We start from the raw sequence: 26671 nt of genomic DNA, 5'->3' as shown, positions 1-26671 counted from the left end.
ATGTCGACTACAGCCTGATGTCCTACTCCGGATCGGGCGCGGCGGAGGGACTGGTCGTCCCGGTCGACCTCGCGCTGGACCCGCCGCGTGACTCGTCCTCCGGCTGCGAGGCGAGCGACTTCGACGCCGTCGACGTGGCCGGCAAGATCGCGCTGATGCAGCGGGGCACCTGCGCGTTCGGCGACAAGGTCGTCAACGCCGAGGCCGCCGGAGCCATCGGTGCGATCGTCATGAACCAGGGCAACGGTACGCCGGAGGCCAACGCGGATCGCTACGACCTGTACGCGGGCACCCTCGGCACCCCGGTCGGCATCCCGGCCGTCTCCGTGTCCTACTACACCGGCGAGCAGTTCGCGGCCACCGCCGGCCTGACGGTGCGGATCGAGGCCGACACCACGTCGGAGATCCGGAGCACCGAGAACATCCTCGCGCAGACCAAGCACGGCCGTACCGACAACGTGGTCATGGCCGGCGCGCACCTCGACTCCGACCCGGCCGGGCCGGGCTACAACGACAACGGCACCGGCAGCGCGGCGCTGCTTGAGGTGGCGTTGCAGATGTCGAAGGTGAAGCCGAAGAACGCGGTCCGCTTCGCCTGGTGGGGCGCGGAGGAGGCGGGCCTGATCGGCTCGGAGCACTACGTCGCCAGCCTGACCGAGCAGCAGATCGAGGACATCGCCCTCTACCTCAACTTCGACATGGTCGGTTCGCCGAACTACGTCTTCGGGGTGTACGACGGCGACGACTCCGCCGAGCAGGGCTCCGGACCGGGCCCGGAGGGATCGGCGGAGATCGAGAAGGTGTTCGAGGACTTCTTCGCCTCCCGCAACCTGCCCACCGTGGCGTCCGACTTCACCGGCCGCTCGGACTACGGGCCGTTCATCGCCGCCGGTGTCGACATCCCCGCCGGTGGTCTGTTCACCGGGGCCGAGGGCGTCAAGACGGAGGCTGAGGCGGCGCTGTTCGGCGGGCTGGCCGGGGTCGCCTACGACCCCTGCTACCACCAGGCGTGCGACAGCCGTACGCCGGCCGCCGACGGCGGCGACGCCGCCATCTACCAGGCGTTGGGCAAGAAGTACAAGCTCCACGGCAACGTGAACCTCTTCGCGCTCGACGTCAACGCCGACGCCATCGCCACCTCTGTGATCACGTTCGCGTTCGACACCTCGAAGGTGAACGGTGTCACCGGGCCCGGTAAGGGCAAGGGCAAGAAGGGCCCCAAGCACGGCCACAAGCACGGTCACGGCCACGGCCACAAGCACGGTCACGGCCACGGCCACAAGCACGGCCACGGCCACCACTGGCGGTAACGGAACATCGCCGGGTGGGTCGGGCCTTGCGGGCCCGACCCACCCGGGTCAGTCGGGCAGCACGGCGCGGCGGGTCAGCCGGACGTGCTGCCGTTTGCCGTCGTCGCGGACCACCACCCCGTAGCGGGCCAGCTCCGCCCGCAGTTCCCGAGCCTCGTCCTGGCGGTCATGCTCCCGCGCCTCCCGCCGCGCCCGCAGCAGCGCGTTCGCGCCGTCCGGCAGGCCGGGCAGATCGGGCACCCAGAGCCGGTACGCCTCGCGGTGCGGATCCGCCTCCGCCCAGGGCCAGCCGTGTTGCCGGAAGGCTTCGGCCAACCGTTCGGCCGGCAGGTCGTGGGGCTGCCGGACCAGCTCGGCGTCGTCCGCGTCGAGCAGCACCAGGTCCTTGCCGTCCTGGAACGCCACCCGGGTGTCCCGCCGACTGACCACCTGCTCGGAATCGCCCCGGCGCACCAGAGCCTCCGCGTCGGAGACCGTCACGATCACCCGCTCACTGGTGCCGATGGCGGCGATCACCAGCCCGGCGAGGATGCCGACGCCGACCCCGCCGGGCAGCGCGTACCGGTCGGGCAGCCCGTCGACCGCTCGGAACAGGCCCTGCGCCGGGGCCCACGGCAGGCCCGCCACCCAGCCGGCCCCAGCCACCAGCAACCCGCCCAGTAAACCGCCGACCAGCGGGATCCCGGCCCAGAGCAGGACCAGCTCGGAGACGCCGCCGCTGACCACGGTTGGTTTCCCGTACGCCCTCACGCCACCTCCTGCCGCATGGTGCGGACCATACCGGCGACCAGTGGCACGACCATCCAGACCAGCAGCGACACCGCGAGCCGCTGCCACTGCCCGGCGGTCACCTCGGCGGTGAGCAGCGGCTCCATGGTGCGCCCGGTGTCCAGCCACTCGGCGGCGCGGTGCAGCGGCCGGACCACCTCCCCCACGATCGACCAGACGATCGGCAGCACCAGGTAGGCCACGATGGCCAACGGGGTGTTCAGCAGCAGCAGCCCGAACGCGGCTCCCATCAGGACACTCGCCACCTGGAACACCACCGCGTGAGCCAGCAGGGCCCCCTCGACCCGCCAGCTGCCCGCGCCACCCGTGGCACCCGCGATCGCGGTACCGGCGGCGGCGAACGCCAGACTGGTCACCACCGACCCGAGCGCCGCCAGCACCACCGCGACGAGCTTGGCGGCGATCACCCGTTCTCGCCGGGGCACCAGGGCGAACGTGGTCAATGCGGTGCGCTGCGACCACTCACTCGTGATCGACAGGATGCCCAGCACCGGAAGGAGCACCCCGGCGGGCAGCAGGGCGATGCTGAAGAAGACGGTGAAGGTCTGTTCCGGCGCTTCGGCGTACACCAGCAGCAGCGCGACGATGACGGCGCTGATCAGGCCGATGGTGACCAGCAACCAGCGACCGGCCCGGGTGTCGACGAGTTTGCGCAGTTCCACGGCGGTCAGCCGGGCCAGCGACGGGCGGTGCACCGGGGTGACCTCCGGCGCGGTGTGGACGGTGGTCATCGGACGACCTCCCGGGTCGGTTCGGTGTTGCCGGTGGCGGGCACGGCGGCGCTCGGCGCGCTGGCGGTCAGGGCGAGGAAGAGCTGTTCCAGACCGCCTCCACCGGCCGGGCGCAGTTCGGTGAGGGCCACCCCGGCGGTCAGAGCGATCTCGCCGACGGTGTCGGTGTCGGCGTTGACCAGCAGCCCTTCGGAGCCGTCACTGACCGCCAGCCGGGCCCGGCGCAGCGCGGCCCGCAGCGCTTCGGTGTCGCGGGCGCGCACCACGGTGCCGACGCCGGCCAGCAGCTCGTCCTTGCCGCCCTGGGCCACGATCCGGCCGCCCCCGATGACCACCAGCCGGTCCGCCACCGCCTCCACCTCGCGCAGCAGGTGGCTGGAGAGCAGCACGGTGCCGCCCCGGTCGGCGAAGTCCCGGAGCAGGCCGCGCATCCAGAAGATCCCTTCCGGGTCCAGGCCGTTGGCCGGTTCATCGAGCACCAGCACCCGGGGGTTGCCCAGCAGCGCGTGTGCCAGGCCGAGCCGCTGGCGCATGCCCAGCGAGTACGCCCGGACCCGTCGCCGGGCTGCGGCCGGGCCCAGCCCGACCCGGTCGAGCACCTCGTCGACCCGGTGACGGCCGACCCCCATCGTCGCCGCGGCCACGGCCAGCGCCTCCCGGCCGGTCCGCCCGACATGCTGGGCGGAGGCGTCCAGCAGCACCCCGACCGTGCGGCCCGGGTTGGGCAGTTGCCGGTAGGGGCGTCCGTCGACGGTCGCGGTACCGGACGTCGGCGGGGTGAGCCCGCAGATCATTCGCATCGTGGTGGACTTGCCGGCCCCGTTGGGGCCCAGGAAACCGGTGACTGTGCCCGGCTCGCAGTGGAACGACACGTCCTCGACGGCGGTGTGCCGCCCGTACCGTTTGGTGAGCTGTTGTACGGCGATCATGGTGAGAGCCTGTCCGGACCGGCCGGCCATCCGCAGCGGCCGTCGGTCTGGCTCTGCCCAGACCAAGGTCGGTACTCAGGTCTCGACTTTGGTAGCTGGTCCGGTGCCCGATGGGCTGCCTACCATTGCGCCTGTGACCAGCGCCGTCGTACTCGATCACCCGGGTCTGCTGCCCGGCGCGCTGGACCCTGGGACGGGTCGCCGGACGCGGCGGACCCCCCGTGACTGGCTGGTCGACGGCCTTGCGTTTCTGGTCTGCCTGGCCTGGGTGGTGCTGGCCACCTTCGACGCGGCCTCCCCGAGCCCGGCGTTGGCCGACCGGCTGCCGTACAACTGGATGATCCTCGCGGACGCGTTCTTCGGCCTGGCCTGCACGGCGGCGCTCTGGTTGCGGCGGCGCTGGCCGGTGGGGGTGGCGTTGGTGACGCTGCCGCTGGGGCTCTTCTCGATCACCTCCGTCGCCGCCCTGTTGATCATCTTCTTCACGGTGGTGGTGCACCGCCGGACGGCGATCGTCCTGGCGGTCACCGCGGGTGGCCTGTTCACCAACATGTTCATCGCCCTGCTGCGTCCCGAGCCGGGCAGCCCGTACTGGGTGTCCACCATCTGGGGCGTGGTGATCACCCTGCTGGTGCTGGCCTGGGGCATGTTCGTGCGGGCGCGCCGGCAACTGGTGCTGTCACTGCGCGAGCGCGCCGAGCGGGCCGAGGCCGAGCAGCAGCTACGTGTCGCCCAGGCCCGGCAGTTGGAACGCACCCGCATCGCCCGGGAGATGCACGACGTGCTCGCCCACCGGATCTCGCTGCTCAGCCTGCACGCGGGAGCACTGGAGTTCCGCCCCGACGCGCCCGCCCAAGAGGTGGCCCAGGCCGCCGGGGTGATCCGGGGCAGCGCGCACGCCGCCCTCCAGGACCTGCGCGAGGTGATCGGCGTCCTGCGGGCCGAGACCTCGCTCACCGACGACCCGGAACGCCCCCAGCCGACCCTGGCCGACCTGCCCGCCCTGATCGCCGAGTCCCGGGCGGCCGGTGTCCGCGTCGACCTGCTGGATCGGGTCTCCGCGCCGGAGCGACTGCCGGCGGCCGTGGGGCGTAGCGTCTACCGCATCGTGCAGGAGGGGCTCACCAACGCCCGTAAGCATGCCTACGGCGCCGCCGTCACCGTCGGCCTCAGCGGAGCACCTGGCGACGGGCTCCACGTGGAGATCCGCAACCGTAGACCGGTGGGTGAACCGCCCGAGAGGGCGGCCATCCCCGGCTCCGGCACCGGCCTGGTCGGCCTCGCCGAACGGGTCAACCTCGCCGGTGGGCGACTGGAGCACGGCTGCGACGAGCGGGGCGACTTCCGGCTGGCCGCGTGGTTGCCGTGGCCGGCGACGTGACCGGTCCGGAGCCGACCGCAGCCGAGGCCGACGGCGTGCCGCCGACGGCCGGAGCAGGTTCGGCGGCGGGCGGCGACCGACGGGTGCGTGTCTTGATCGTGGACGACGACGCGCTGGTCCGCGCCGGGCTGTCGATGATCCTCGGCGGGGCACCCGAACTCGAGGTGGTCGGTGAGGCGGCCGACGGCACCGAGGTCGTCCGGGCGGTCGCCGCCTGCCGCCCGGACGTGGTGCTGATGGACATCCGGATGCCCCGGCTGGACGGGCTGGCCGCCACCGAGGCGCTGCGTGCGCTGCCCCAGCCGCCGGAGGTGCTCGTGCTGACCACCTTCGACGCCGACGAGCACGTGCTGCGGGCGCTGCGGGCCGGTGCCGGCGGGTTCCTGCTGAAGGACACCCCGCCGGTGGAGATCGTCCGAGCGGTGCGTCGGGTGGCAGCCGGCGAGGCGACCCTGTCTCCCACGGTCACCCGGACGCTGATCGAGCACGTGACGGCGGGACCGGCGGCGGACCCGCGTCGGGAGCGGGCCGTGCGGCTGATTGAGGGCCTCACCGAGCGGGAACGGGCGGTCGCCGTGGCCCTGGGCATGGGCCGCACCAACGCCGAGATCGCCGCCGAGTTGTACATGAGCGTGGCCACCGTCAAGGCGTACGTCTCCCGGCTGCTGACCCGCCTCGGCCTCAACAACCGGGTGCAGGTGGCCCTGCTCGTCCACGACGCCGGCCTGGTCTGAGCCCTCTCACACACACGCTGAAATCGGTTTTGAACCTTCCCGCCCCGGTGGCCGTACCACTGCCCGAGGTGCGGTGCTCAAGCGCACCGCTACCGGAGCTGCGGGAGGTCTGCCGTGCGAGTTGATGAGCAGTCGACGGATCCCATCGATCAGATTCTGGGCGAGTTGCCGGTCCCGACGCCGTTGACCCCTGAGGACGTCCGGCTGGCCGTCCGGGCGGTGGTCGTGCACGCGGCCGAGGAGTGGCCGTCCGGGGCGCTGTGCCGCAACGACGGCGCCCGGTTCCCCTGCCGGCTGCACCGCTGGGGTCGGCAGGTGCTGCTGAACCACGGGCTCAACGAGCGGCAGCTCGATGCCCTGATTCGGCACGGCAATCCGTTCGTGCACGTGCCGTTCCCGTTCCTGATCAACGGGCCGTCGGCGGGACGTACGCCTGCGGCACGGCCGGCGGGCGCCGACCGCGCCGCCGGTTACCCCCCGAGGGCCGCCGGTCATCCGACCCGACCTGACCGCGCCGCCGGCTACCCGGCACGGGGGCCGGTGCCTCGGGTGGCCGCGCCAGCCGCGCGTACCGGCGTCCGGGCGCCCGGCTCCGGTCGGCCGGTGGCACCCCCCGCCACCGCGCCGCGCTGGCCGCGGGCGAGCTGAGCGGGCTCACCCGACGTCGCGATGCGCCGTGTGCTCAGCGGTACCCGGCGGGGATACCGCAGTCGGGTGCCGCCCAGTAGGTCCTGTTCGTGCTCCGGTCCTGGTTGTTCTCCCGCCGCGAGTCGACGTGGACGTGGGTGTTGTGTCCGGAGACGCCGGGCCCGATGATGCCGCTGAAGCCGTGGTTGCGCGCCTGGCGGGCGATCTGGCACAGCGACTTGTCACGGGAGACGAGATCGGCGGCGTTGCCGTAGAGGTGCTGGCTGTCCGACGCTCCGCCCACTCGGTTGTTGCAGGCGCGGCTGCGGAATCCGCTGGTCACGATGAGCGGTTTGTCGCCGAGGCTCTTGCGCAGCGCCTCCAGCTTCCACATGGTGTGCAGCGCGTTCTGGCGGGTCTGCGAGGTGCTCAGCGGGCCGCCGTCCCAGCCGCTGCCGCCGCAGCCGTCGTCCATCTCGCCCCAGCTGAAGTGCCGGGGTGTGCAGTTGTCGTCCTGGATCTGGTACAGCTTCCGGAACGTCTGTGGCCCGGCGATCCCGTCGACCTTGAGACCGTACGCGGACTGGAAGCGGCGTACCGCGGCGGCGGTCTTCGGGCCGTACTTCCCGTCGAGTTCCACGATGTTGTTGTTGCCGGCCCAGCCGGCCATCCGTAGCTGCAACTCACGTACGTCGCTGCCGGAACGCCCCTGGTAGAGGGTGCGGTTCCAGGTGTAGCAGCCGTCGGCATGGGCCGCTGGCGCGGCGACCACCGAGGCGATCGCGGCACCCGGCAGGGCCAGGGCGAGGGCGACGACTGCCCGTTTCAAGGTGTGTACGCGCACAGAAGTCCTCCCGATAGGAGAGCGAATGGGTGGCTTCCCGGGGTTCGGCCGGGCCGTCCCGTGGATCCACCCTCGCACCGGAGCGGCCGGTTGGAGACGATTAACGAGAATTGTCCTCACAATTCGCGGTAGCTGAGCATTGCCTGGGAATTGGCGGCATTTGTGAAACAGTCAGTCGGCACGCCAGCGCCGTACACGGGCCGAATCGGTGCGGAAGGTCACAGTCGGCCACACGGAGGGTGATGTTCTCCGGGTCGGTCGGCCCGGTAACGTCAGCGCGGAGCGACGACGGGGAGGTGGGCGTGGCGCGTGGTGGCATCTTCTGCGTCGAGGGTCAGTGGCACCGCGATCTCAACGAACGCGGATCCGTGCTGCCGACCCTGGAACTGCTCGAACGGCTGGGCAAGGTCCGTTTCATCCACAAGGACGCGGCCACCCGCGACGAACTGTTCTACTTCATCGACCGCTGGCTGCTGAAGCAGTACGCCGACCACCGGCTGGGCTTCTTCGCCATGCACGGCGAACCGAACCGGCTGTGCCTCACCGACTGGCAATCGGTGGAACTCGCCGAGGTGGCCGAACTGATGGCCGGGCGCTGCGAGGGGCGGCGGCTGTATTTCGGCAGCTGTTCCGTGCTGCGCACCTCCGAGGCGGTGCTGCGGGACTTCCTCGACGTCACCGGTGCGGCGTTGATCTGCGGCTTCACCCGCGAGGTGGACTGGGTCGAGTCGGCGGCGTTCGAGACGGTCCTGCTCGACGTGCTCGCCAACGGTCGCCGGCACAACGCCGCCGAACTGCGGATGGGCTCGGCCCACTGGGCACCGCTCGCGTCGTACCTCGGCTTCCGGATCATCTACGCCAACGGCCGGGCCTGGCGGCCGTCGATGCGCCCCCGCGTGCCCAGCCAGCCGTCCGTCGGCCAGCACGTCTGACCACCGAGGAACCGGAGGGCCACGCGTACGGGGTGAGACGCGACGCGGTGCCGCGCCCACCCGAGGCGCCCGGACCATCTATCCGGCGAGCTGCCGACACCCAAGATCAAGAATCAGTACCCGGCGGTGAAGCGTGTGTTCAGGAAGCGCCCGTTCTCGATCTCGTCGACCACCACGACCGCGAGATCCTCGTAGCTGAGCACGCTGCGGCCCTGCGCGTCGGTCACCGGATGATCGAGGCCGGTGCGATAACGGCCGGTACGCTCGCCCGGGTGGAACTCCAGCGGCGGCGGAGAGATATACGTCCAGGTCACCCCGTCGGCCGAGGAGCGGTAGACGTCCAGGGCCTCCGCCTGGCCGAGCGCGGCGTCGCGGTACTCGTCGGGAAAGTCCGGTTCGTCGAGCAGTCGGGTGCCCGCCGGGGTGAGCAGGGTGGAACCGCCGCCGACGTGGATCACCCGGGGGGCCGCCGGCATCCCCCGCAACACCTTGATCACGGTCCGCGCCGCGTCGGCCCAGAGGGTACGGTCACCGCCGCCGATCGCCAGCACCAGCACGTCCGCGTCCGGAGCCAGTTCCCGTACGCTCCGCTCGCTGGTCGCGTCCCCGGTGACGACCCGCACCCCGGGCGGCAGGAACGGCGCGTCCGCCTCGGGGCGACGTACCGCGGCCACCACCCGGTGCCCGCGGTCGAACGCCTCCCGGACGATCCGCGAACCCGCGGTGCCGCCCGCACCGAACACCACGACGTTACTCACGCCGCCGCTCCGCTCCGTGCCGCAGCGGCAAGCGGTGCCATGGCCGTGCCTGATGGTTCGCTCGCAAGCTCGCTCACGTCCCCAGGCTAGGGAGCGCGCCCGCCGGGCGTCGGTGGAACGGCGATCCCGGTGCTCAGTCGACCAGGGCCGAGTAGACCAGCTGACGCAGTTGCGGCCGGATGGGCCAGGTGCTCGACGGCATCAGCTGGGTGAAGAACATGGCGGTGATCTCCTCGACCGGGTCGACCCAGAACGCGGTGCTGGCCACGCCGCCCCAGTAGTACTCGCCGACACTGCTCGGCACCCGGCTCGGCACCGGGTCGTCGACGACCGCGAAGCCGAGGCCGAACCCGATGCCGTCGAGGGTGGTCTCGGCGAACCCGCCGGTGGACAGGGTGCCCAGGTCCCGCCCGCCGGGCAGGTGGTTGCGAGTCATGAACCGCACGGTGCGGGGGCCGAGCAGGCGGGTGCCGTCCAGCTCGCCACCACGCAGCAGCATTTGGGTGAACCGGTGGTAGTCGGCGGCCGACGAGATCAGGCCACCACCGCCGGAGAGCAGCGCCGGCCTCTCGTACGCCAGCGCGCCGAGCGCGTCGTGACGCACCGCGCGACCGGAGGCCGGGTCCGGCACGTACAGGGCGGCCAGCCGCTCGGCATCGGCACCGTCGACGTACCAGCGGGTGTCGTCCATGCCCAGCGGGCGCAGGATCCGTTCGGTCAGGAAGGTGTCCAGGCTCTGCCCGGAGACCACCTCGATCAGCCGGCCCAGCACGTCGGTGGCGACCGAGTAACCCCAGGCGGTGCCGGGCTGGAACAGCAGCGGCAGCTCGCCGAAGACCCGGCAGGCTTCGGCCAGGTCGATCCCGGCCGGTGGGTAGAGGTCGTAGCCGGCGGCCCGGTACAGCCCGTCGACCACCGAGGTCTGCATGAAGCCGTAGGTCAGCCCGGCGGTGTGGGTGAGCAGATGCCAGATCCGGATCGGCTCGATCGCCGGCACCGTGTACGGCTTGAGCGTCGAGCCCTTCGAGTAGACCTGCATCTCGGCGAACTCGGGTAGCCAGCGCCCGATCTCGTCGGTCAGCTCGAAGCGGCCCTGCTCCCACAGCATCATCGCCGCGACCGAGGTGATCGGCTTGGTCATCGAGTAGATCCGCCACAGGGTGTCCGGCTGCACCGGCGTGCCCGCCTCGCGGTCGCGCAGGCCGTAGGTCGAGCTGTGCGCGATCTCGCCGCGTCGGGTGACCACCGCCTGCCAGCCGACCAACCGGCCGGCGTCGACGTACCCGGCGAAGTGTTCGTCGATCCGGGCCAGCCGGGACGGGTCGAATCCAACCTTGGCGGCCTCGGTGCTGGGTGCGATGCTCACCCTAAGAAACCTACCGGCCGGTACGCGTGGCGGGGAAGACGTGTTGTCGGGCCCGCTGGTTACCCTCCCGGAATGCTGGAGTCGACCGAGGACGCCACCTTCCGCGACGAGGACTGGTACGCCGAGGAGCTGGCCGACCGACGCTTCACCAACTGCACCTTCCACCGGGTGGATCTCACCGAGGCGAGCAGCCGGGGCGCGGTCTTCGAGGGCTGCACCTTCGGCGACGTGGCGTTCAACGTCTCCCGGCACACCGACGCGGCCTTCACCCGCTGCGTCTTCACCCGGTGCAACCTCTTCGAGGCCGAGTTCACCGGCTGCAAGCTGGTGGGCAGCACCTTCGACCGGTGTGACCTGCGGCCGTTGACCGTGACCGGAGGCGACTGGTCGTTCCTCACGCTCGCCGGTGCGGACCTGCGCGGCGCACGGTTCACCGGCGTACGCATGCGGGAGACGGACCTGTCCGGGGCCGACCTGACGGGTGCGACGCTGACCGGGTGCGACCTGTCCGACGTGCAGTGGCGTGGTGCCCGGCTGTCCGGTGCGGACCTGCGCGGCAGCGACCTGTCCGGCCTGGACCCAGCCGTCGTGCACCGGGCCGGGGCGATCATCGACTTGATGCAGGCGGCGACCCTCGCCCGAGCCCTCGGCTTCGACATTCGTGGATGACCTGCCCGCGTACCTGCGGTGATGGTCTGCGGTGTGACCGTCTGGCCCGGCTCCCGCAACGGCACCGGGTCGCGTTCGTAGGATCACTGACGCGGCCGGGCACGCTCCGATGGGACGTGGCCTAGCGCGCAGGGTCCCGGCAATGCCAGTGTGAGGCGTCCACACATCCGGGCGGAGTGTGCCGGTGCGAGTCCGGTCCGGCAGAAGTGGAGAGTCGGTGGCGGAGGAGAACCCCCCACGGGCAGCTCACGACGGCGTCGCCCGGCACCGCGTACCGGCGACGCGACAGCCGCCCGGCCAGGACCAGGAGACCCGGGCCGCCCGTCGGCTGGCCCGAACCCGTCGACGCCGCCGCTGGGTCCTGGAGGGGGCCGCTGCCCTGGCCGGGCTGCTGGCTCTGGTCGGGTACGTGCAGTGGTGGTCGGAGCCGAGCCCGGAGCAGTCGAGTGAGCCGGACGGCCTGCCCGCGGTGGTCGGTCGCCCGAGCCTGCCCAGCATCGGACCGACCGCCCCGGCCGTGCCCGGGCTGCGACCCCGGGAGCGGCCGACCACCCCCAGCCCGGTGCCTACTCCCAGCCCCACCTCGGCCACCGCACGGGTGCCGGTGGTGCTGCTCACGATCGACCGGTCGGACATCCCGACGTCGGTGAACCTGACCGAGGTCGGTGACCGCGACTGGATGCACTGGGGGCTGGGCGGTGCCCGCACCACGGTGCGCAAGCGCGACGGCTCCGCCGAGATCCGCGATCTGGGCGGTCGGGGTGAGCGGGGCGGCTGGGACGGCAACCAGGAGGTGTTCCGGTGGCGCGACGGCGCGCCCGTGCGGTCCGCCGACGCCACGCCCGACGGGGTCTACACCTGCGGGACGGGCAACGGTTTCAACCTCGCGGTGGTCGCGGACGGTCAGCCGCGTACCGTCACCGTCTACCTTGGTGTGTGGATGGCCCGAGGGCGGTTGGACGCGCGGCTGAGCGGTGGTGGCCCGCGCCGCACCCTGCGGCTGGAGGAACGGCACACCAGCCAGTCCACCGGTGCGACCATCCGGTTCCAGGCGCCGAAGGGCACCCGGCTGCTGATCAGCTGGACGGTGGAGGAGACCTTCACCTCGCACTGCGGCAACGTCGGCCTCCAAGCCGTCGCGTTACGCTGACGCCCGCCGGAGAGCATGCCGGCAGAGCCGATACGGGGAGGACCGATGCCCGCCTTCGCACTGGCGCACCTGCGCACTCCGCAGATCAACGAGGACGTCCTGGCCTACCTGGAGCGGATCCAGGCCACTCTGGAGCCGTTCGGTGGCCGGTTCCTGGCCCACGGCCCCGAGGTCGACGTGCGCGAGGGCGACTGGCCGGGCACGGTGGTGGTCCTGGAGTTTCCCGACCGGCAGCAGGCGCACGCCTGGTACGACTCGCCTGCGTACCAGGAGATCCTGCCGCTGCGTACGCGGCACATCGACGCCTCGGCGATCATCTTCGACGGGGTCGCTCCGGGCTTCGACCCCGGCCGGAAGGCGGCGGAACTGCGGGCGCAGGCGACCGACAGCTGACCCCACGGGACAGTTTGTCCGTCACCCTGGGTCGATCGAGTCGTAACGTCCTGCTGTCCGTGTTCGACCGTCCTGTGTGGAGGTCAGGCCCGATGAACAGCAGTAGCAGTACCGTCCGTACCACCTCGTCGTCCGGCGAACGGACCGGGACGGGGTTGCGGGAGATTCCGCTGCCGCCCTACGTGACCGCCGAGGATGCCCAGTTCGCCGTCCGGGCCGTCGTGGTGCACGCGCCACGACGCTGGTCGGGGGGCACGGTCTGCCGCAACGACGCCAGCCCACACCCGTGTCGGCTGCACCGGTGGGGCACCCGAGTGCTCGCGCTGCGTGGTCTGCACGACGCCGACATCGCCGCACTCATCGAACGAGGCGACCCGGCTGCCCCGCTGCCGCCCCGCACACCCGCCTGAGCGCGCAGGCGCGCAACCGGTACGCGTACCCGTTCAGCGGGTGGTCATGCCGCGAGTCGCGCTGAAATCGCTCTATTTGACGGACCCCTCGACAGCGGGCACCGTGGAGGGCTGAAGGGGCCTTGAGCTGCCCCGATGTGGCCTCGGATGGCAGTGCCGGGAGCCCGGAACCCACGAGGAGTCCCACCATGCTCACGATGACCGACAACGCTGTCCTGGTGATCCGTGATCTCGCCGCGCAGCAGGACGTCTCCGAGGGCGGCGGTGTTCGCATCGCCGCCGACACCACGGCCGGCTCGCTCACCGTCGAGTTGGTTCCCGCTCCGGTCGAGGGCGACCAGGTGGTCGACAACCAGGGAGCGCGGATCTTCCTCGACTCGGACGCGGCCGACCTGCTCGGTGACGCCTCGGTCGACGCGACCGTCGACGACGAGGGCGTCGTGCAGTTCGGGTTCACCGAGAAGGAGTAGCGCGGGCGGGCCGGGCCAGCGAGTCCAGTACGTGGGCCAGATGGTGCGAGGTGCTCCACGCCATCCAGTTGGCGGCCGAGCCCGCCCCGGCACCTCGCCGGGCCCGCCGCGAGATCTCCTGGTCGCCCCAGGAGAAGCTCGCGCCCGTCGCCGGCCAGTGCGGTCCCGACACCAGCGTGCGGCACAGGTCGGCGACCCGCTGGTCGCCCTGGCCCCGGCGGCGCGACCAGCGATGGACCCACCAGGCGCCGTCGCCGGTGTAGGTGACCGTCAGGTGCCGGTCGATGGCCGGGGGAGCGGGGTCCGCCGGAGCCACCCCGTAGTCGCCGAAGGCGACGCCCAGGTCGCTCAGCCGTCGCCAGAGCAACCAGTCCCAACGATCCACCCGTACCGGCTCGTCGATGGGTAGTCGGGACAGGGCCGGCGGCATCCCACCGGCCACCACACTCACCGAACGCCAGGCGTGCCGCCGAGCCCAGTCCAGCACCCGCCGGACCCGGGGTTCGACCAGTCGGACGTCCGCCGGGCAGCACACGTCACCGCAGTCGACCACCAGGTCACACTGCTCAGGGCCGAGCCGTGCGTGTCGCCCGATCCGCTCCACGGCCGTGGTGGTGGCGTCGGGACCGGCCCGGTCCTGGCGGAGGCGTAGGCGCACCACCGCCCGATGGGCGTGCGCCCGGGCCGCGACGCCGTGCGCCACCAGCCGTCGTTCACCGTCGGTCAGGCCGATCACCGGCACCAGCGGTACGCCCCAGCGCGCCAGCGCGGATGCCGTGGTGTCGGGTAGGTCCCCGATGTCGACGGCGGGCAGCAGCCGGGGTGGCAGTCTGGCCAGGGAGTCGAGGACGGATCTGTCGATCTTCGATAGTTCCAGGATCGGGCTGAGCATCGGGGTGTGGGCGTCGTCGAGGTGGCCGAGCGCCTCCAATTCCCCGCGCCGTGCGGCGAGGACCGGACGGTAGACCAACTCCTGCGCCCGACCTCCGAGGACGGGCATCATAATTCAATGTAGCCAGCCGATTACCCACCATCCACGGCGGACAACGAGAAATGACCGGACAGGTGTCAGCTCCCCGACTATCCTCGCGCGGTGTCTGACGCGCCCATTCGATATCGGTCCGCCGACGAGGACAGCGCCCGCTGGCAGGGCTTTCCCTTCCGTCCAGGGGACATGGTGATCAGCACCCGGTCCAAGAGCGGGACGACCTGGATGCAGATGATCTGCGCGTTGCTGGTGCTGCGTACGCCGGAACTGCCCGCACCGCTGGTCGAGCTGTCGCCGTGGCTCGACTGGTTGGTCGAGCCGCAGGAGCGGGTGTACGCGCGGCTGGCCGCCCAGCGGCACCGTCGCTTCATCAAGACCCACACCCCGCTGGACGGGGTGCCCACCGATCCCCGGGTGCACTACATCGTGGTGGCCCGGCATCCGCTCGACATGGCGGTCTCGCTCTACCACCAGGGCGCCAATCTGGATCGCACCCGCCTGGCCGAGTTGACCGGCCGGGCCGCGCCGCCGGAGCCGGACAAGCCCCGACCGCCGGTCGAGCAGGCGCTCGTACGCTGGATCGACGCCGATCCGGATCCACGTGCCGAACTGGACTCCCTGCCGGGCGTCATGTGGCACCTCCGCAACGCCTGGGCCCGCCGGGACCGGCCGAACGTGCACCTTGTCCACTACGACGACCTCCAGGCCGACCTGGCCGGGCAGATGCGGCGGCTGGCCGAACGACTCGACCTCGAACCGCCCGGAGCCGATCTGGTGGAGGCGGCCACCTTCGAACGGATGCGGGCTCGGGCCGACCGGCTCGCACCGGACGCCGTCGGAGTTCTGAAAGACCGCAACGCCTTCTTCCGCAGTGGTCGGTCCGGTCAGGGCAACGTACTGCTCGACGAGGAGACGCGGACCCGCTACCACGCGCGGGCGGCGAGCCTCGCGCCGCCGGACCTGCTGGCCTGGCTGCACCGCTGAGATACCCCGCCGCTCCGGCGCCACCCGCGCCGAGGCGTGAACGGCGGCACCCCCGCAGTGGGGAGGCCGCTGCGGGGGTGCGGGTGGGCCGTCACCGGCCCCAGACGTTCGGGTCAGTCGTCGTCCCGGTCGTCATCGTCATCGTCGTCGTCCACCGGCTCCTGCTCGGCCTTGACGATCTCGCCGGTCTGCCGGTCGACGTCGATCTCGTGCTCGGTGTCGCCGTTGACGATCTCGACTTCCCAGACGGCCCGGCCGTCCTCCTCGTCCCGCTCGGTCTCGGTGACCTGCCCGCCGCCGACCTGCGCCAACGCGATCTCGACGGCCCGCTCCATGCTCACCGCGTCGCCCTCCGTGGCCGGCTGACTCGGCGGCACCGGCGTGCCGGTCGGGTCGGCGGGCGCGGTGGGATCGGCCGTGGTGGTGCCGCTCGGGGGTGCGGTGGCGGCGGTCAGGGTCGTCTGTCGCGTCCGGGTGTCGTCCGCCGCCGCGACGCCGAGGAACACCCCGGCCACCGTGAGCACCGCCGCCGTACCGCCGACCGTCGCCAGCATCAGGGGTTTGCGCTTCATCGTCTGCACCTCTCCTCGGTTGTTGCATCGAGGATCGGTCGCGCCACGATAGCGGTGCGCTGTCCGAACCCTAAGCCCCGGTTAAGACTGCGGCGCGACCATCCGGCACCGCCACCCGGGATCGATCAGCCTGGCCTCGAACGTCACGCCCGTCCTCGAACACGCCCGGCCTCGAACGTCACGCGCGGCCGAGCCGGAGCGTCACCTCGGCCCCGCCGCCGGGGCGTTCGCCCAGTTCCAGCACGCCACCGCTGGCCTGGGCCGCGCGTCGGGCGATGTCCAGGCCGAGTCCGGTCGACCCGGCCTGGCTCGCTCCCCGACGTACCGAGTCGACGGTGAGGCCGGGGCCCTCGTCGGCGACCGTCAGGACCACCTGGTCGCCGTCGGTGCGGAGTCGGACGGCGAAGGGGGTGCCGTCCGGGGTGTGCGCGAAGACGTTGCCGAGCAGGGCGTCCACGGCGGCGGCCAACTCGTCGGCCGCGACGCTCACCGGTACCGGGCCGGGTACCAGATCGAGATCGACCGCGCGTCCGGTCTCCTCCGCCAGCACCGACCAGAAGGCGACCCGGTCCGCCACGGTGGCCACCGCGTCGGTGATTACCGCACCGTCGCTCGGGGCGCGCCAACGGGCCTGCCGGATCAGGCCGGTGACCGCCCGTTCGAGCCCGTCCACCGCGTCGATCACCCGGGCCGCATCCTGTGGGTCGCGCAACGACTCGGCCTCCAGACGCAGGGCGGTCAACGGCGTACGCAGCCGGTGCGACAGGTCGGCCACCTGTTCCCGTTCCTGCACCAGCAACTCCTGGATCCGACCGGCCAGGTGGTTGAGGGCACCACCGACCTCGCGTAGCTCGGCCGGGCCGGACGGGCGCACCCGGGCGTCCAACTCGGCGTTGGCCAGCCGGTGCGAGACCTCGGACAGCTCACCGATCGGGCGGACCAGGTTGCGGGCCAGCCGATCGGCGACCGCCAGGGCGATCAGCACCAGCAGCGTGCCGAGCAGCGCCAGCACCAGCCAGGCACGCCCCACCCCGGCGGTCATCTCCGCCTGCGGCACGACGGTGCGGATCACCGCGGTGCCGTCGGAACGGCCCTGCACCGCGATGACGACCTCCCGACCGTCGGCCGTCTCGGCGGTGAGGCTCTGCCCGCGTCCGGCCAGCTCCACCGCCGGGGTACGCGTGGGGTCCGAGCCGAGCACCGTGCCGTCGGGTAGGAAGACGCTGACCGGTCGGTCCGTTTCGGCGGCGAGCTGTTCGACGGTCAGCCGCACCGTCTCGACGTCGGCGGTGCCGACCACGGAGGCGAGGCCCTGTGCGTCGGCGGTGGCCCGCACCGTCGCCCGGTCCTCGGCGGCGGTACGCAGCAGCAACGCCAGCGGTACCAGGAACGCGATCACGATGAGGACGCTGACCGCGGCGACCAGCAACGCCAGGCGAGCCCTCATCCGGCGGCCTCCGGGCTGACCAGGCGCACGCCGACCCCGCGTACGGTGTGCAGGTAGCGCGGGGACTGGGCGCTCTCGCCGAGCTTGCGGCGGAGCCAGGACAGGTGCACGTCGACGGTCTTGTCCGCGCCGCCGTACGGGATCTGCCACACCTCGGTCAACAGCTCCCGCTTGGTCACCACCTCGCCGACCCGGGTGGCCAGGTGCCGCAACAGGTCGAACTCGCGCGGGGTCAACTCGACCGGCTCGCCGTCGAGGCTGACCTGCCGGGACCGGGGGTCGATCCGCAGCCCACCGATCACCACCGTCGGATCCTCCCCGGCCGACCCGCCGGGCCCCCGACGCAGCACCGCGCGGATCCGCGCGTCGAGCTGGGCGGCGGTGAAGGGTTTGACCACGTAGTCGTCGGCCCCCGCGTCGAGCACCCGGACGATCTCCCGCTCGTCGTCGCGGGCGGTGGCCACGATGACCGGGACGGCGCTGACCGCCCGCAGCATCCGCAGTAGCTCACGGCCGTCGAGGTCAGGCAGTCCGAGATCGAGTACGACGAGGTCGGGGCGGTCGTCGAGGGCGTCGCGCAGCCCGGTCATCGCGGTCGACGCGGCGGCCACCGCGTGCCCGCGCTCGCGTAGTGCCCGTGCCAGCGGGGCGCGGATGGTCAGGTCGTCCTCGATCAGCAGCAGGCGGGCCACAGCAGGCAGAGTATCCCCGGTGACCATCACCGACCGGGTTCGTTAACCGTCCCTTAGCGCTGCCCGAAGGTGACCTCAACCGGCGATCGGGGATAGTCGGGTGATGGGCCGTCGAACCTTCCTCGCCGTGGCCGGCTGGCTGGCCACCGCGCTCGTCGCCACCCTGATCGGGCTCGCCGCGATCCGGCTGGTGGGTGAGAGCCTGACCGGGACGCCGGGCGGCGTACACAGCCAGGAGGAGGTGGCCAGAGCGCTCGCCGAGCCGGTGCCGAGCGGCGCACCGACCGGTGCCGCCCCGCCCGATCCGGGCGAAGCGCCGTCGAGCCCGGTGCCGCCGACCGGTCCGGGCACGGAGCCGGCCGACCGGCGCGGCTTCTCCACGGTGGGGGGCAGCGCGGTGGCCGAGTGCCGGCCGGACGGGGTGTACCTCGTCTCCTGGTCGCCCCGGCAGGGGTACCGGGTCAAGGACGTCGATCGTGGCCCGGACGACGACGCCGACGTGACGTTCGTCGGCCCGAGCGGTGAGTACGAGCTGTCGCTCCGGTGCGCGGCCGGAGTGCCCGTCCTCGACCTCGACGACTGAGGATCGCGGCGTCGGTGCAGGTCAGGGACATGGTCAACATGCCGAGTGTCCGTGATCGGACAGTCGCTCGTCTGGCTGAGGCAAGGGAACGCGACATACGTTCGATGCACAAAGGGGGCTGATCGGTGCTGATCCCCCTCTAGTCGCCACAAACAGTCCCCCTCTAGTCGCCACAAACAGTCCCCTTTTGTCGCCACCGACAACTCGACGCGCCAGGGCCGCTCGGCCAGGCTGGAAGGGAGTGCGATGTCCAGCGCCAGAGCCAGGAGCAACGGCGGACCCCAGCCGGTGCCGGGGCACGAGGCCACGGCACACGCCGAGGCGGAACACACCACCTGCGCCAGCGCCGGCATGCCGTTGACCGCAAGAGTCCTCTTCGCCGTGGTCGATGCCGACGGCCTCCTGGTTCGAGGGCTGGGCGCGGCGGCGGCGAACCGGTTGCGGACCGGGATGTACCAGGTGGTGTTCGACCAGGACGTGACCGGCGCCAGCCTGGTCGGCACCGTCGGCCTCACGGGTAGCTCCGGGCTGGCCCCCGTCGGCCAGATCGCGGTGGCCGGCCGTACCGGCATCCCGAACGCCGTCTTCGTGACGACCTTCGACTGTGCCGGGTCGGCCGCCGACCGCCCGTTCCACCTGGCCGTGCTCTCCTGAGCGCCCGTCGGGGGGCACCCGCACACACGAGCGCGCGGCGCCGTTGACCCTGAAGTCGAAACCGCGCCGCGCTCGACCGTCTCCCACCGCCGCAGCCATCCGGCGGTACGTCAGCGGGGACCTGGTATGACCGGTCGCACCGGTCGGTCGTGTCGATCCCCGATCGGTGCTGGTCCAAACCCTCCGACGGTGGCGAATTCCACCATCTGCGAAGCACGGCGTGGCGGGGCCCACGACGGGGTATGTGTCGGGCATGGAGCACTTCACTATCGCGACCGTCGCCGAGAAGAGCCCGGACTTCCGGCGGGTGCTGTGGACCGGGGAACACACCCAATTGGTGATCATGACCATCCCACCCGGCGGTGAGATCGGTGAGGAGGTCCACGAGGAGATCGACCAGATCCTGACCTTCGTCAGCGGCACCGGCGAGGCCCAGGTGGCCGGTGAGAAGCGTGAGGTGGTGCAGGGCGACCTGGTGGTCGTACCGGCGGGCACCCGGCACAACTTCGTCAACACCGGGCCGAACCCGCTGGTGCTCTACACCGTCTACGGGCCGCCGGAGCACGCCGACCAGGCCGTCCACCGCACCAAGGAGGAGGCCGACGCCGCCGAGGCCGCGGGCGAGGACGAGCCGCCGACCTCCTGACCCGTGCCGCCGGCCCGGCCCGGTCGGGCCGGCGGACACCGCGCGGGCGTGATGAGCCCGCAATTCCCGGGTACGCCGACGGCATGGAGCAGCCGGCGATCTCCGACTACGGGTACCTCTCCGACTGCCGCTCAGGCGCACTGGTCAGCCGGACCGGCTCGATCGACTGGTGGTGCCCGGACCGGTTCGATTCGCCCTCGGTCTTCGGTCGGCTGGTGAACTGGGACAACGGCGGTCACTGGCAACTGGCACCGGTCGCCGTGGGGCAACCCGGGCACCGGGTACAGCGGGCGTACCAGCCGGACACGCTGGTCCTGCGTACCGAGCACCACACCGCCGAGGGCAGCGTCGCGGTCACCGACGCCCTCGCCGCCGAGCCGGGCGCCCGCGCCCACGACTTCGGCATGAGTTCGCCCGCCGTGCTGCTGCGCGTGGTCGAGGGGCTGTCCGGCCGGGTGCCGATGGCCCTGGACTTCGACCCGCGACCCGAGTACGGCCTGCTCACCCCCTATGTACGGGAGCTACCCGACGGTACGGTGACGGCCGAGGCCGGCCCGGTACGACTGACCCTGCGCTGCGACGGGTTGCGCCTGAGCACCGAGCACGGTCGGGTGCGGCACACCTTCACCATCGCCGAGGGGCAGGCGCTCGCTTTCGACCTCACCTACGCTCCGGCGTACGGCGACCCGCCGGCCCGGCTCGACCCGGTCCGGGCGCTGGACGACACGATGCTGGCCTGGCAGGCGTTCCGCAACAGCCACCGGTACGACGGTTGCTATCCCGAGGTGGTGCGGCACAGCGCCACGGTCCTCACCGGGCTCACCTACGCCCGCAGCGGGGCGGTCGCCGCAGCACCGACCACCTCGTTGCCGGAGTGGGTCGGCACTGATCGCAACTACGACTACCGCTTCTGCTGGCTGCGGGACTTCGCCATGACCATGCGGGCCTTCTGGGTGGCGGCCTGCCCGACCGAGACGTCCCGGCTGTTCGAGTGGGCGGCCCGGTCGATCGGTCGGGTCGGCCCCGACCCGGTACCGGTGCTGTTCGGCCTGGAGGGGGAGCGGGACGTCTCCGAACATCCCTGCCCCCACCAGCCCGGATATCGAGGCAACGGGCCGGTACGCATCGGCAACGACGCCTGGCGGCAGCGGCAGCTCGACGTGCCGGGCGAGGTCATCTCGGCGGTGTGGCGGTTGCGCAACCGCCTCGGCCCCCAACTCTCCGACGAGGTACGCGACATGGTGGTCGGCCTCACCGAGCAGGTGGCGGCCACCTGGCGGCTGCCCGACCGGGGGATCTGGGAGCCACGCGACCGTGAACGGCACTACCTGTCCTCCAAGGTGCTCTGCTGGGTGGCGATGGACCGGGCGGTGCGGCTGGCCCCGCACCTCGGAGAGCGGGCGGACGTCGCGCGCTGGACCGGCGTCCGGGACGAAATCCGGGCCACGGTGCTCCGGGGCGGGTTCGACGAGCGCCGGGGCGTCTTCACCGGAGCCTTCGGCTCACCCGAGCTGGACGCCGCCGCCCTGTACCTACCGGTGGTGGGCTTCCTCCCGGCCACCGACCCCCGGATGCGGGCGACCATCGACACCATCGAGCGGGAACTCGGCGACGTCGACGGCCTGATCCACCGTTGGGAGGGTGACCCGGCCGCCTTCGTGCTCTGCTCGTTCTGGCTGGTGGAGTGCCTGATGCTGGCCGGTGAACGGGAGCGGGCCGCCCAGCTGTTCGAGCAGGTCTCCGGGCACGCCAACGACGTCGGGCTGTTCAGCGAGCAGATCGATCCGGCCACCGGGACGCACCTGGGCAACACACCCCAGGCGTTGTCCCACATCGGCCAGGTCAACGCCGCGTGGCGGCTGACCGAACCGGTCGCCGAGTGAGCCTGGTCAGCCCGGCAGCACCGGTACGCCGGAGACGTCGATCGTCTCCGGGTACTTCAGCCCCGTACCGGTGTTGAGCACGACCACCCGTTCACCCGCCCGGATCCAGCCGCCGGCCCGCAGCCGACGCGCGGCCGTCAGGCAGGCGGCACCCTCGGGGCAGAGCAGCAGGCCCTCCCGGGCGGCGAAGTCGCGCAGGTCGGTCAGGATCTCGGCGTCGTCGACCGCGATGGCGGTGCCGGCGGTGGCCCGCAGCGCGGCGAGGATCAACTCATCGCCCAACGGAGCCGGAACGGTGATGCCGAACGCCACCGTCTGGGCGTCCGCCCACGGCCGCGCCCGGTCCTCCCCGGCGGCGAACGCCCGCACGATCGGCGCGCAACCGGTGGACTGCACCGCCACCAGCCGGGGCAGCTTGTCCTCGACCCAGCCCAACTCGCGCAGCTCGCCGAGAGCCTTGTGGATGCCGATCAGCCCCACACCACCGCCGGTCGGATAAATGATCACGTCGGGCACCTGCCACCCCAGCTGCTCGACGATCTCGAAACCCATTGTCTTCTTGCCTTCGAGGCGGTACGGCTCACGCAGCGTACCGGCGTCGAAGACGGCGCCGTCGGCGGCCGCGACGAGCCCGGTCACCTGACGCCCCGCGTCGCTGATCAGCCCGTCGACCAGGCGCAGGTCGGCACCGGCGGCCACACACTCCCGACGGCAGATGGTCGGTGCGGACAACGGCATCACGATGGTGGCGTCGAGCCCGGCCCGGGTCGCATAGGTGGCCCACGCCGCGCCCGCGTTGCCGTTGGTCGGCATGGCGATCCGACGTACGCCCAACTCCCGGGCTCGGCTCACGCCCACCGCCGCCCCGCGCGCCTTGAACGAGCCGGTCGGGGTCAGCCCCTCGTCCTTGACCAGCAGCTCGTCGATGCCGATGCCCGCGCCGTACGACGGTGCCCGCAGCATCGGCGTCCACCCCTCGCCGAGCGTGGTGACGTTCCTGGAATCGGCCACCGGAAGCAGCTCCCGGTAACGCCAGAGATTTGCCGGGCGTAACCCGAACCGCTCCGGCTCGATCGCCCGTGCCACGGCGGCGAGGTCGTAACGCGCCAACAGCGGCGAGCCGCAGTCGCAGAGGTTCTGCGGCACCGTGGCGTCGTGGTCCCGGCCGCAGCGCGGGCATTCGAGGTGGGTCAGATACACGCCGCTCCTCGCGTCTCAGCTCGCGTTCACGCTGCGCCACGCGCTGCTGCGCCGACCCGGCTCGTAGCCGGAGTCCAATCGCTTCGCCACGACCCCGGGCAGGCCCTGTTCGCGTGCCGCACGCATGGTCTCGGCACCGGCGCCGGGAAACCACGGCGGAGTCTGCCAGTGCGGCCCGGCCAGCGCCAGAGAGTCGAGCAACTCACGGCGCTGCGGGTACGGCAGCTCTATGCTGCTCGCCCCCTCCAGCCAGAGCAGGTCGACCAGGAGGTACTGGGCATCGGCGGTGCTGCGTCCGCCCCGTGCCGGTCGAACCTGACCGGAGCGGTCGATGTGGACCAGGACCCCGTCCAGCACCACCTCGGTCGGGGCCAGGGCCTCGGCCATCGGCCGCAGCCACGGATACGTCCCGGTGATCTCCGCGCCGGTGCCGGAGAGCAGCCGCAACCGTCCGCCGGAGACGTACGCCACCGCGCGTACCCCGTCCCACCGCAGCTCGTACCCCCAGGCGGCCTGATCGGTGGGGAGCCGGCGGGCCGGTGTCGGACGCATCGGTGCGACCAGATCGGGCATGGCCGTCCAGCCGGGCGGCGGCGGGTCGGTACGCCGCACCATCCAGTCCCGGCCGTCGCGGCCACCGGTGGCGAAGAGTACGTACCGCCCGTTGGTCCGATTCCCCCGCAGCTCGACCACCACCTCGCGGTCCTGCCACTTGACGCAGCGGTAGGTGCCCTGGTCGTGGATGAGCATCCGGCCGCCGCCGTACTCGCCGGCCGGGATGTCGCCGGAGAAGTCGAGATACTCCATGGGATGGTCCTCGGTGTGCACGGCGAGGTGGTTGCGCCCCGGATCACGGGGCAACCCGCGCGGCACCGCCCAGGAGACGAGCACCCCGTCGCGTTCCAGCCGCAGATCCCAGTGCAGGCTGCGGGCGTGGTGCTGCTGGATGACGAACCGGGCCTGGTCGCCGGTCCGGCCCCGCCGGGGACGCTCGGTCGGCACCGGTTCGGGGGTACGCGCGGCGTCCCGCTTGCGCCGGTACTGCTCCAGCCGGTCAGCCACACCCGCATTCTCCGGCACATCGAGCCGTCCCGCCCGCCCGCCGGCGGGTCTGTGCGTCTGGGGCATGCCGGGCGTCATCGGGGGTAAAACGCTCGGTATGAACCACAGTGACCACCCCACCGCAGTTCTCCCCGGTGACGTCCGGATACCCCTGCTCGGGTTCGGCACCTGGCAGGCGACCGGCGAGGAGGGGTACAAGGCGGTACTCGCCGCGCTCGACGCCGGCTACCGGCACATCGACACGGCCACCATGTACGGCAACGAGGAGGAGGTGGGCCGGGCGGTCCGGGAGAGTGGACTGCCCCGGGAGGACGTCTTCATCACCACCAAACTGCCGCCCGAGCGGGTCGGCCGGGAGCGGGAGACGATCGAGGAGAGCCTGCGCGCCCTCGGGGTCGACTACGTCGACCTGTGGCTGGTGCACTGGCCGCCGAACGACCCCGGTGACCTGATTCCGGTCTGGCGGGAGATGCTCGCCGCCCGCGACGCGAACCTGGCCCGCGCGGTCGGGGTCAGCAACTTCAGCACCGCGCAGATCGACGAACTGATCCAGGCGACCGAGGAGAATCCAGCCGTCAACCAGATCAAGTGGAGTCCGTGGCTCTACGACCGGCAGCGGCACCTTGAGCACCGGGACCGTGGGGTGGTGCTGGAGGGCTACAGCCCGTTCAAGACCAGCGACCTGTCCGACCCGGTGCTCACCCGGATCGCCGGGGCGCACAACGTCTCGCCCGCCCAGGTGGTGCTGCGTTGGCACATCGACCACGAGATCGTGGTGATCCCGAAGTCGGTGACGCCGGAGCGGATCCGCGCCAACGCGGACGTCTTCGGCTTCTCGCTCAACGCCGAGGAGATGCGCGACATCGACGCCCTCGGCGGTTCCTGACCCGGCGTCCTGCGCGGATGCCGCGACCTGCGGCGGGCCGGGCTCTCCTCGCTGTCGGGTGAGCCCGAGTCGCCGCGAGTCCGGCACCGCCGATCGTCGTCAGCCGGCGGCCGGCGGTGCCGGATCCGCGTGTGCCCAGCGGTGCAGGGCGTAGCGGCGGCCCTTGTCCTCGACGAACACCGGCTCGCCGCCGGTCGGCCGGAAGCCACCGGACCGGGCAACGCCCACGCTGCCGACGTTGTCCGGCTCGATCTCCAGGTAGACCGTGGACAGGCCGACCACCGTGTGGGCGTACCCGGTCATCAACCGTAGGGCGCGGCCGGCCAGACCTTGACCGCGGTAGGCGGGCCCGATCGCGTAGCCGATGGTGCCGGCGGCCACGTTGAGCATCACCTCGCCCCGAGCCAGGTCGTCGCCGCCGGTCACGGCGAGACAGAGCCGGTGACCGGTCTGCTGGGCTCGCCGGGCGGTGACCAGGTACGCCTCGGCGGCGGACAGGTCGAACGGGGCGGGCACCGGCAGACGGTACGCCATCTCGGCGTCGTTGAAGATCGCTATCAGCTGCGGCACGTCGCGTTCGGCCCAGGGCCGCAGAACGACGCCGTCACCTTCCAACCGTACGTCCGCGCTGAGCATCCGGCCCCCCGTCGTCGACGCTCCAGTCTCCGAGCTTCGGACGGCCCGAGCAACCCGCGTAGAGCCCGGACGGCCCGCCAACCAGGGCTACCACTCAGCGGAAGCGATCGCGTACATAGAGCAATCAAAGGTCGTACGCAACCCCCTGAACGATTGGTTGACGAGCATGAGGGGTCCTCGTATGTTATCGCTGATCTTCTATATCGACCACGGGGGAATGAATGCTCTTCGGCCGATGGCGCCTGCCCAAGGTCGCTGCTCCAAGTGCTGATACGTCGTACCCGGCAGTGGGCCCCTCGTCATCGCCGGCCACGGGTCCGGACCAGTTGCGGACCGGGCTCGCGGCGGTCCTGGCGGCGGCGGTGGCAGCATCCTCGCTGTCGGTGGTGATCACCAGCGCCATGCCCGCACCAGCCGCCACACCGTCGTGCGACGGGACTGAAAGCTCCGAGCAGAGGGCGATCGCGGCGGCGGTCTTGTGCGATCAGCCGGTCGTGATCGAGTCCACGCTTAGCGAGTACGCACAGGTCCTAGCACAACCTGACGGTCGCCTGCGGTTCGAGTCGGCGGTGGAGCCGCAACGAACGCGCCGCGCTGACGGCTCGTGGGTCGACGTGGACCTGACGCTGCGGCTCGGTGTCGACGGTCTACTCCGTCCGGCGGCGTCGGTAGCGGATGTGGCCTTCTCGAACGGCGGTGACAAGCCGCTGGTGGAACTGCGCCGAGGCGGCCAGTCGATGGCTCTCTCCTGGCCCGGTAGTCTGCCGACGCCGACCGTCTCAGGTGACTCGGCGACATATGCGGAGGTCTTTCCCGACGCGGATCTGGTGGTCCGGGCGTCTAGCTTGATCTTTAACCTGTGGTCGGTTTGTATCGACCCTGGCTGATCATGGCCGCAGCCCTTGGTTGATCATTCTTCTTGTCGAGGGAAGAAGATCAGGGCCA

At 71.6% G+C, this 26671-nt stretch carries 29 protein-coding genes and 2 pseudogenes; 18 read left to right on the top strand and 13 right to left on the bottom strand.

Annotated features, from left to right (window positions below):
• Window positions 1–17: 17 nt before the first annotated feature.
• Window positions 18–338: pseudogene (locus tag FF096_RS27445) on the top strand (PA domain-containing protein); the annotation flags it as partial.
• A gap of 81 nt (window positions 339–419) precedes the next feature.
• Window positions 420–1145: pseudogene (locus FF096_RS27440) on the top strand (M20/M25/M40 family metallo-hydrolase); the annotation flags it as partial.
• A gap of 213 nt (window positions 1146–1358) precedes the next feature.
• Here FF096_RS27440 and FF096_RS03615 read toward each other — a convergent pair.
• The 3 genes from FF096_RS03615 to FF096_RS03605 are packed head-to-tail and all read right to left on the bottom strand — an operon-like array spanning window position 1359 to window position 3759.
• The gene (locus tag FF096_RS03615) at window positions 1359–2060 is read right to left on the bottom strand and encodes a hypothetical protein (protein ID WP_309222608.1); all 702 of its coding nucleotides are present in this window, start codon (window positions 2058–2060) and stop codon (window positions 1359–1361) included.
• Window positions 2057–2830, bottom strand: a complete 774-nt coding sequence (locus tag FF096_RS03610) for an ABC transporter permease subunit (protein WP_155214982.1) — start codon at window positions 2828–2830, stop codon at window positions 2057–2059. Before FF096_RS03610 ends, FF096_RS03615 begins: the two co-directional genes overlap by 4 nt.
• Window positions 2827–3759 carry an ABC transporter ATP-binding protein gene (locus FF096_RS03605; RefSeq protein WP_155214980.1) on the bottom strand — a complete coding sequence of 311 codons (933 nt, stop codon included), beginning with the start codon at window positions 3757–3759 and terminating at the stop codon, window positions 2827–2829. Before FF096_RS03605 ends, FF096_RS03610 begins: the two co-directional genes overlap by 4 nt.
• 133 nt (window positions 3760–3892) lie before the next feature.
• Here FF096_RS03605 and FF096_RS03600 point away from each other — a divergent pair, with 133 nt between their 5' ends.
• The 3 genes from FF096_RS03600 (at window position 3893) to FF096_RS03590 (ending at window position 6522) form a co-directional block, all read left to right on the top strand.
• Window positions 3893–5140 carry a histidine kinase gene (locus FF096_RS03600; RefSeq protein ID WP_309222607.1) on the top strand — a complete coding sequence of 416 codons (1248 nt, stop codon included), beginning with the start codon at window positions 3893–3895 and terminating at the stop codon, window positions 5138–5140.
• Between the two features lie 35 nt (window positions 5141–5175).
• Window positions 5176–5874 carry a response regulator gene (locus FF096_RS03595; protein WP_375335294.1) on the top strand — a complete coding sequence of 233 codons (699 nt, stop codon included), beginning with the start codon at window positions 5176–5178 and terminating at the stop codon, window positions 5872–5874.
• Window positions 5875–5988: 114 nt separating this feature from the next.
• On the top strand, window positions 5989–6522 hold the full coding sequence (locus FF096_RS03590; RefSeq protein WP_309222605.1) for a hypothetical protein: 534 nt from the start codon (window positions 5989–5991) through the stop codon (window positions 6520–6522).
• Window positions 6523–6556: 34 nt separating this feature from the next.
• On the opposite strand, the gene FF096_RS03585 is transcribed toward FF096_RS03590, so the two are convergent.
• Complete coding sequence (locus tag FF096_RS03585) at window positions 6557–7345, bottom strand: D-Ala-D-Ala carboxypeptidase family metallohydrolase (protein WP_309222604.1); 789 nt, start codon at window positions 7343–7345, stop codon at window positions 6557–6559.
• Between the two features lie 302 nt (window positions 7346–7647).
• Here FF096_RS03585 and FF096_RS03580 point away from each other — a divergent pair, with 302 nt between their 5' ends.
• Complete coding sequence (locus FF096_RS03580; RefSeq protein ID WP_309222603.1) at window positions 7648–8277, top strand: DUF6642 family protein; 630 nt, start codon at window positions 7648–7650, stop codon at window positions 8275–8277.
• A gap of 113 nt (window positions 8278–8390) precedes the next feature.
• Here FF096_RS03580 and FF096_RS03575 read toward each other — a convergent pair whose 3' ends face one another.
• Window positions 8391–9035: an NAD(P)H-binding protein gene (locus tag FF096_RS03575; protein WP_309222602.1), complete on the bottom strand. Its 645-nt coding sequence runs from the start codon at window positions 9033–9035 to the stop codon at window positions 8391–8393.
• Window positions 9036–9168: 133 nt separating this feature from the next.
• A complete protein-coding gene (locus tag FF096_RS03570) occupies window positions 9169–10401 on the bottom strand; it encodes a serine hydrolase domain-containing protein (RefSeq protein WP_309222601.1) in 1233 nt (410 codons plus the stop codon).
• Between the two features lie 72 nt (window positions 10402–10473).
• On the opposite strand from FF096_RS03570, the gene FF096_RS03565 reads away from it, so the two are divergent.
• From FF096_RS03565 to FF096_RS03545, 5 genes are all read left to right on the top strand, one after another.
• A complete protein-coding gene (locus FF096_RS03565) occupies window positions 10474–11070 on the top strand; it encodes a pentapeptide repeat-containing protein (protein ID WP_155214975.1) in 597 nt (198 codons plus the stop codon).
• A 217-nt stretch (window positions 11071–11287) separates the two neighbouring features.
• Complete coding sequence (locus tag FF096_RS03560; protein ID WP_309222600.1) at window positions 11288–12220, top strand: hypothetical protein; 933 nt, start codon at window positions 11288–11290, stop codon at window positions 12218–12220.
• 45 nt (window positions 12221–12265) lie between these two features.
• Window positions 12266–12613: a DUF1330 domain-containing protein gene (locus FF096_RS03555; protein WP_155214974.1), complete on the top strand. Its 348-nt coding sequence runs from the start codon at window positions 12266–12268 to the stop codon at window positions 12611–12613.
• 92 nt (window positions 12614–12705) lie between these two features.
• Window positions 12706–13023, top strand: coding sequence for a hypothetical protein (locus tag FF096_RS03550; RefSeq protein ID WP_196222442.1), 318 nt, complete (start codon window positions 12706–12708; stop codon window positions 13021–13023).
• A 188-nt stretch (window positions 13024–13211) separates the two neighbouring features.
• Window positions 13212–13493, top strand: coding sequence for an adhesin (locus tag FF096_RS03545; RefSeq protein WP_155214972.1), 282 nt, complete (start codon window positions 13212–13214; stop codon window positions 13491–13493).
• Here the strand turns inward: FF096_RS03545 and FF096_RS03540 are convergent.
• Entirely contained in the window at window positions 13477–14493 is a 1017-nt protein-coding gene (locus FF096_RS03540) for a hypothetical protein (RefSeq protein WP_309222599.1), read from the bottom strand. The two genes, FF096_RS03545 and FF096_RS03540, sit on opposite strands and share 17 nt — an antisense overlap.
• A gap of 93 nt (window positions 14494–14586) precedes the next feature.
• Between FF096_RS03540 and FF096_RS03535 the strand changes: the two genes are divergently transcribed.
• The gene (locus FF096_RS03535) at window positions 14587–15465 is read left to right on the top strand and encodes a sulfotransferase domain-containing protein (RefSeq protein WP_309222598.1); all 879 of its coding nucleotides are present in this window, start codon (window positions 14587–14589) and stop codon (window positions 15463–15465) included.
• A 113-nt stretch (window positions 15466–15578) separates the two neighbouring features.
• On the opposite strand, the gene FF096_RS03530 is transcribed toward FF096_RS03535, so the two are convergent.
• The 3 genes from FF096_RS03530 to FF096_RS03520 all read right to left on the bottom strand — a co-directional run bounded on the left by FF096_RS03530 (window position 15579) and on the right by FF096_RS03520 (window position 18176).
• Window positions 15579–16037 (bottom strand): PepSY domain-containing protein, encoded by a 459-nt coding sequence (locus FF096_RS03530; RefSeq protein WP_155214968.1) that lies wholly within the window; start codon window positions 16035–16037, stop codon window positions 15579–15581.
• A gap of 178 nt (window positions 16038–16215) precedes the next feature.
• Window positions 16216–17484 (bottom strand): HAMP domain-containing sensor histidine kinase, encoded by a 1269-nt coding sequence (locus FF096_RS03525; RefSeq protein WP_155214967.1) that lies wholly within the window; start codon window positions 17482–17484, stop codon window positions 16216–16218.
• Window positions 17481–18176, bottom strand: coding sequence for a response regulator transcription factor (locus FF096_RS03520; RefSeq protein WP_309222597.1), 696 nt, complete (start codon window positions 18174–18176; stop codon window positions 17481–17483). The genes FF096_RS03525 and FF096_RS03520 overlap by 4 nt, the downstream gene beginning before the upstream one ends.
• Window positions 18177–18279: 103 nt before the next feature.
• Here FF096_RS03520 and FF096_RS03515 point away from each other — a divergent pair, with 103 nt between their 5' ends.
• From FF096_RS03515 to FF096_RS03500, 4 genes are all read left to right on the top strand, one after another.
• Window positions 18280–18759, top strand: a complete 480-nt coding sequence (locus FF096_RS03515; RefSeq protein ID WP_155214964.1) for a septum formation initiator — start codon at window positions 18280–18282, stop codon at window positions 18757–18759.
• A 246-nt stretch (window positions 18760–19005) separates the two neighbouring features.
• On the top strand, window positions 19006–19413 hold the full coding sequence (locus FF096_RS03510) for a hypothetical protein (RefSeq protein WP_155214963.1): 408 nt from the start codon (window positions 19006–19008) through the stop codon (window positions 19411–19413).
• 253 nt (window positions 19414–19666) lie between these two features.
• A complete protein-coding gene (locus tag FF096_RS03505; RefSeq protein ID WP_155214961.1) occupies window positions 19667–20059 on the top strand; it encodes a cupin domain-containing protein in 393 nt (130 codons plus the stop codon).
• An 83-nt stretch (window positions 20060–20142) separates the two neighbouring features.
• Entirely contained in the window at window positions 20143–21942 is a 1800-nt protein-coding gene (locus tag FF096_RS03500; RefSeq protein ID WP_155214960.1) for a glycoside hydrolase family 15 protein, read from the top strand.
• Between the two features lie 6 nt (window positions 21943–21948).
• Here FF096_RS03500 and FF096_RS03495 read toward each other — a convergent pair whose 3' ends face one another.
• Together FF096_RS03495 and FF096_RS03490 are read right to left on the bottom strand one after the other, a co-directional pair.
• A complete protein-coding gene (locus FF096_RS03495; RefSeq protein ID WP_309222596.1) occupies window positions 21949–23142 on the bottom strand; it encodes a threonine synthase in 1194 nt (397 codons plus the stop codon).
• Between the two features lie 15 nt (window positions 23143–23157).
• Window positions 23158–24204, bottom strand: a complete 1047-nt coding sequence (locus FF096_RS03490) for a DNA polymerase ligase N-terminal domain-containing protein (RefSeq protein ID WP_309222595.1) — start codon at window positions 24202–24204, stop codon at window positions 23158–23160.
• A 97-nt stretch (window positions 24205–24301) separates the two neighbouring features.
• Between FF096_RS03490 and FF096_RS03485 the strand changes: the two genes are divergently transcribed.
• Window positions 24302–25090, top strand: coding sequence for an aldo/keto reductase (locus tag FF096_RS03485; protein WP_155214957.1), 789 nt, complete (start codon window positions 24302–24304; stop codon window positions 25088–25090).
• A gap of 99 nt (window positions 25091–25189) precedes the next feature.
• On the opposite strand, the gene FF096_RS03480 is transcribed toward FF096_RS03485, so the two are convergent.
• Window positions 25190–25726 carry a GNAT family N-acetyltransferase gene (locus tag FF096_RS03480; protein WP_155214956.1) on the bottom strand — a complete coding sequence of 179 codons (537 nt, stop codon included), beginning with the start codon at window positions 25724–25726 and terminating at the stop codon, window positions 25190–25192.
• A gap of 221 nt (window positions 25727–25947) precedes the next feature.
• Here FF096_RS03480 and FF096_RS03475 point away from each other — a divergent pair, with 221 nt between their 5' ends.
• Window positions 25948–26613: a hypothetical protein gene (locus FF096_RS03475; RefSeq protein ID WP_196222441.1), complete on the top strand. Its 666-nt coding sequence runs from the start codon at window positions 25948–25950 to the stop codon at window positions 26611–26613.
• The last annotated feature ends 58 nt before the right edge of the window (window positions 26614–26671 follow it).

The organism is Micromonospora sp. CP22, from assembly GCF_009712475.1.
In the GTDB taxonomy this organism is placed as follows: Bacteria; Actinomycetota; Actinomycetes; order Mycobacteriales; family Micromonosporaceae; genus Micromonospora.
The sequence above is the reverse complement of the archived record's forward strand: the minus strand, read 5'-3'. Positions and strand labels throughout refer to the sequence as shown.

Bases quoted from the DNA above. Each gene is read 5' to 3' on its own strand.
- FF096_RS03610 (WP_155214982.1), bottom strand. From the start codon at position 2,830: ATGACCACCGTCCACACCGCGCCGGAGGTCACCCCGGTGCACCGCCCG.
- FF096_RS03605 (WP_155214980.1), bottom strand. From the start codon at position 3,759: ATGATCGCCGTACAACAGCTCACCAAACGGTACGGGCGGCACACCGCC.
- FF096_RS03565 (WP_155214975.1), top strand. From the start codon at position 10,474: ATGCTGGAGTCGACCGAGGACGCCACCTTCCGCGACGAGGACTGGTAC.
- FF096_RS03555 (WP_155214974.1), top strand. From the start codon at position 12,266: ATGCCCGCCTTCGCACTGGCGCACCTGCGCACTCCGCAGATCAACGAG.
- FF096_RS03550 (WP_196222442.1), top strand. From the start codon at position 12,706: ATGAACAGCAGTAGCAGTACCGTCCGTACCACCTCGTCGTCCGGCGAA.
- FF096_RS03545 (WP_155214972.1), top strand. From the start codon at position 13,212: ATGCTCACGATGACCGACAACGCTGTCCTGGTGATCCGTGATCTCGCC.
- FF096_RS03540 (WP_309222599.1), bottom strand. From the start codon at position 14,493: ATGCCCGTCCTCGGAGGTCGGGCGCAGGAGTTGGTCTACCGTCCGGTC.
- FF096_RS03530 (WP_155214968.1), bottom strand. From the start codon at position 16,037: ATGAAGCGCAAACCCCTGATGCTGGCGACGGTCGGCGGTACGGCGGCG.
- FF096_RS03525 (WP_155214967.1), bottom strand. From the start codon at position 17,484: ATGAGGGCTCGCCTGGCGTTGCTGGTCGCCGCGGTCAGCGTCCTCATC.
- FF096_RS03515 (WP_155214964.1), top strand. From the start codon at position 18,280: ATGGGCCGTCGAACCTTCCTCGCCGTGGCCGGCTGGCTGGCCACCGCG.
- FF096_RS03510 (WP_155214963.1), top strand. From the start codon at position 19,006: ATGTCCAGCGCCAGAGCCAGGAGCAACGGCGGACCCCAGCCGGTGCCG.
- FF096_RS03505 (WP_155214961.1), top strand. From the start codon at position 19,667: ATGGAGCACTTCACTATCGCGACCGTCGCCGAGAAGAGCCCGGACTTC.
- FF096_RS03500 (WP_155214960.1), top strand. From the start codon at position 20,143: ATGGAGCAGCCGGCGATCTCCGACTACGGGTACCTCTCCGACTGCCGC.
- FF096_RS03485 (WP_155214957.1), top strand. From the start codon at position 24,302: ATGAACCACAGTGACCACCCCACCGCAGTTCTCCCCGGTGACGTCCGG.
- FF096_RS03480 (WP_155214956.1), bottom strand. From the start codon at position 25,726: ATGCTCAGCGCGGACGTACGGTTGGAAGGTGACGGCGTCGTTCTGCGG.
- FF096_RS03475 (WP_196222441.1), top strand. From the start codon at position 25,948: ATGCTCTTCGGCCGATGGCGCCTGCCCAAGGTCGCTGCTCCAAGTGCT.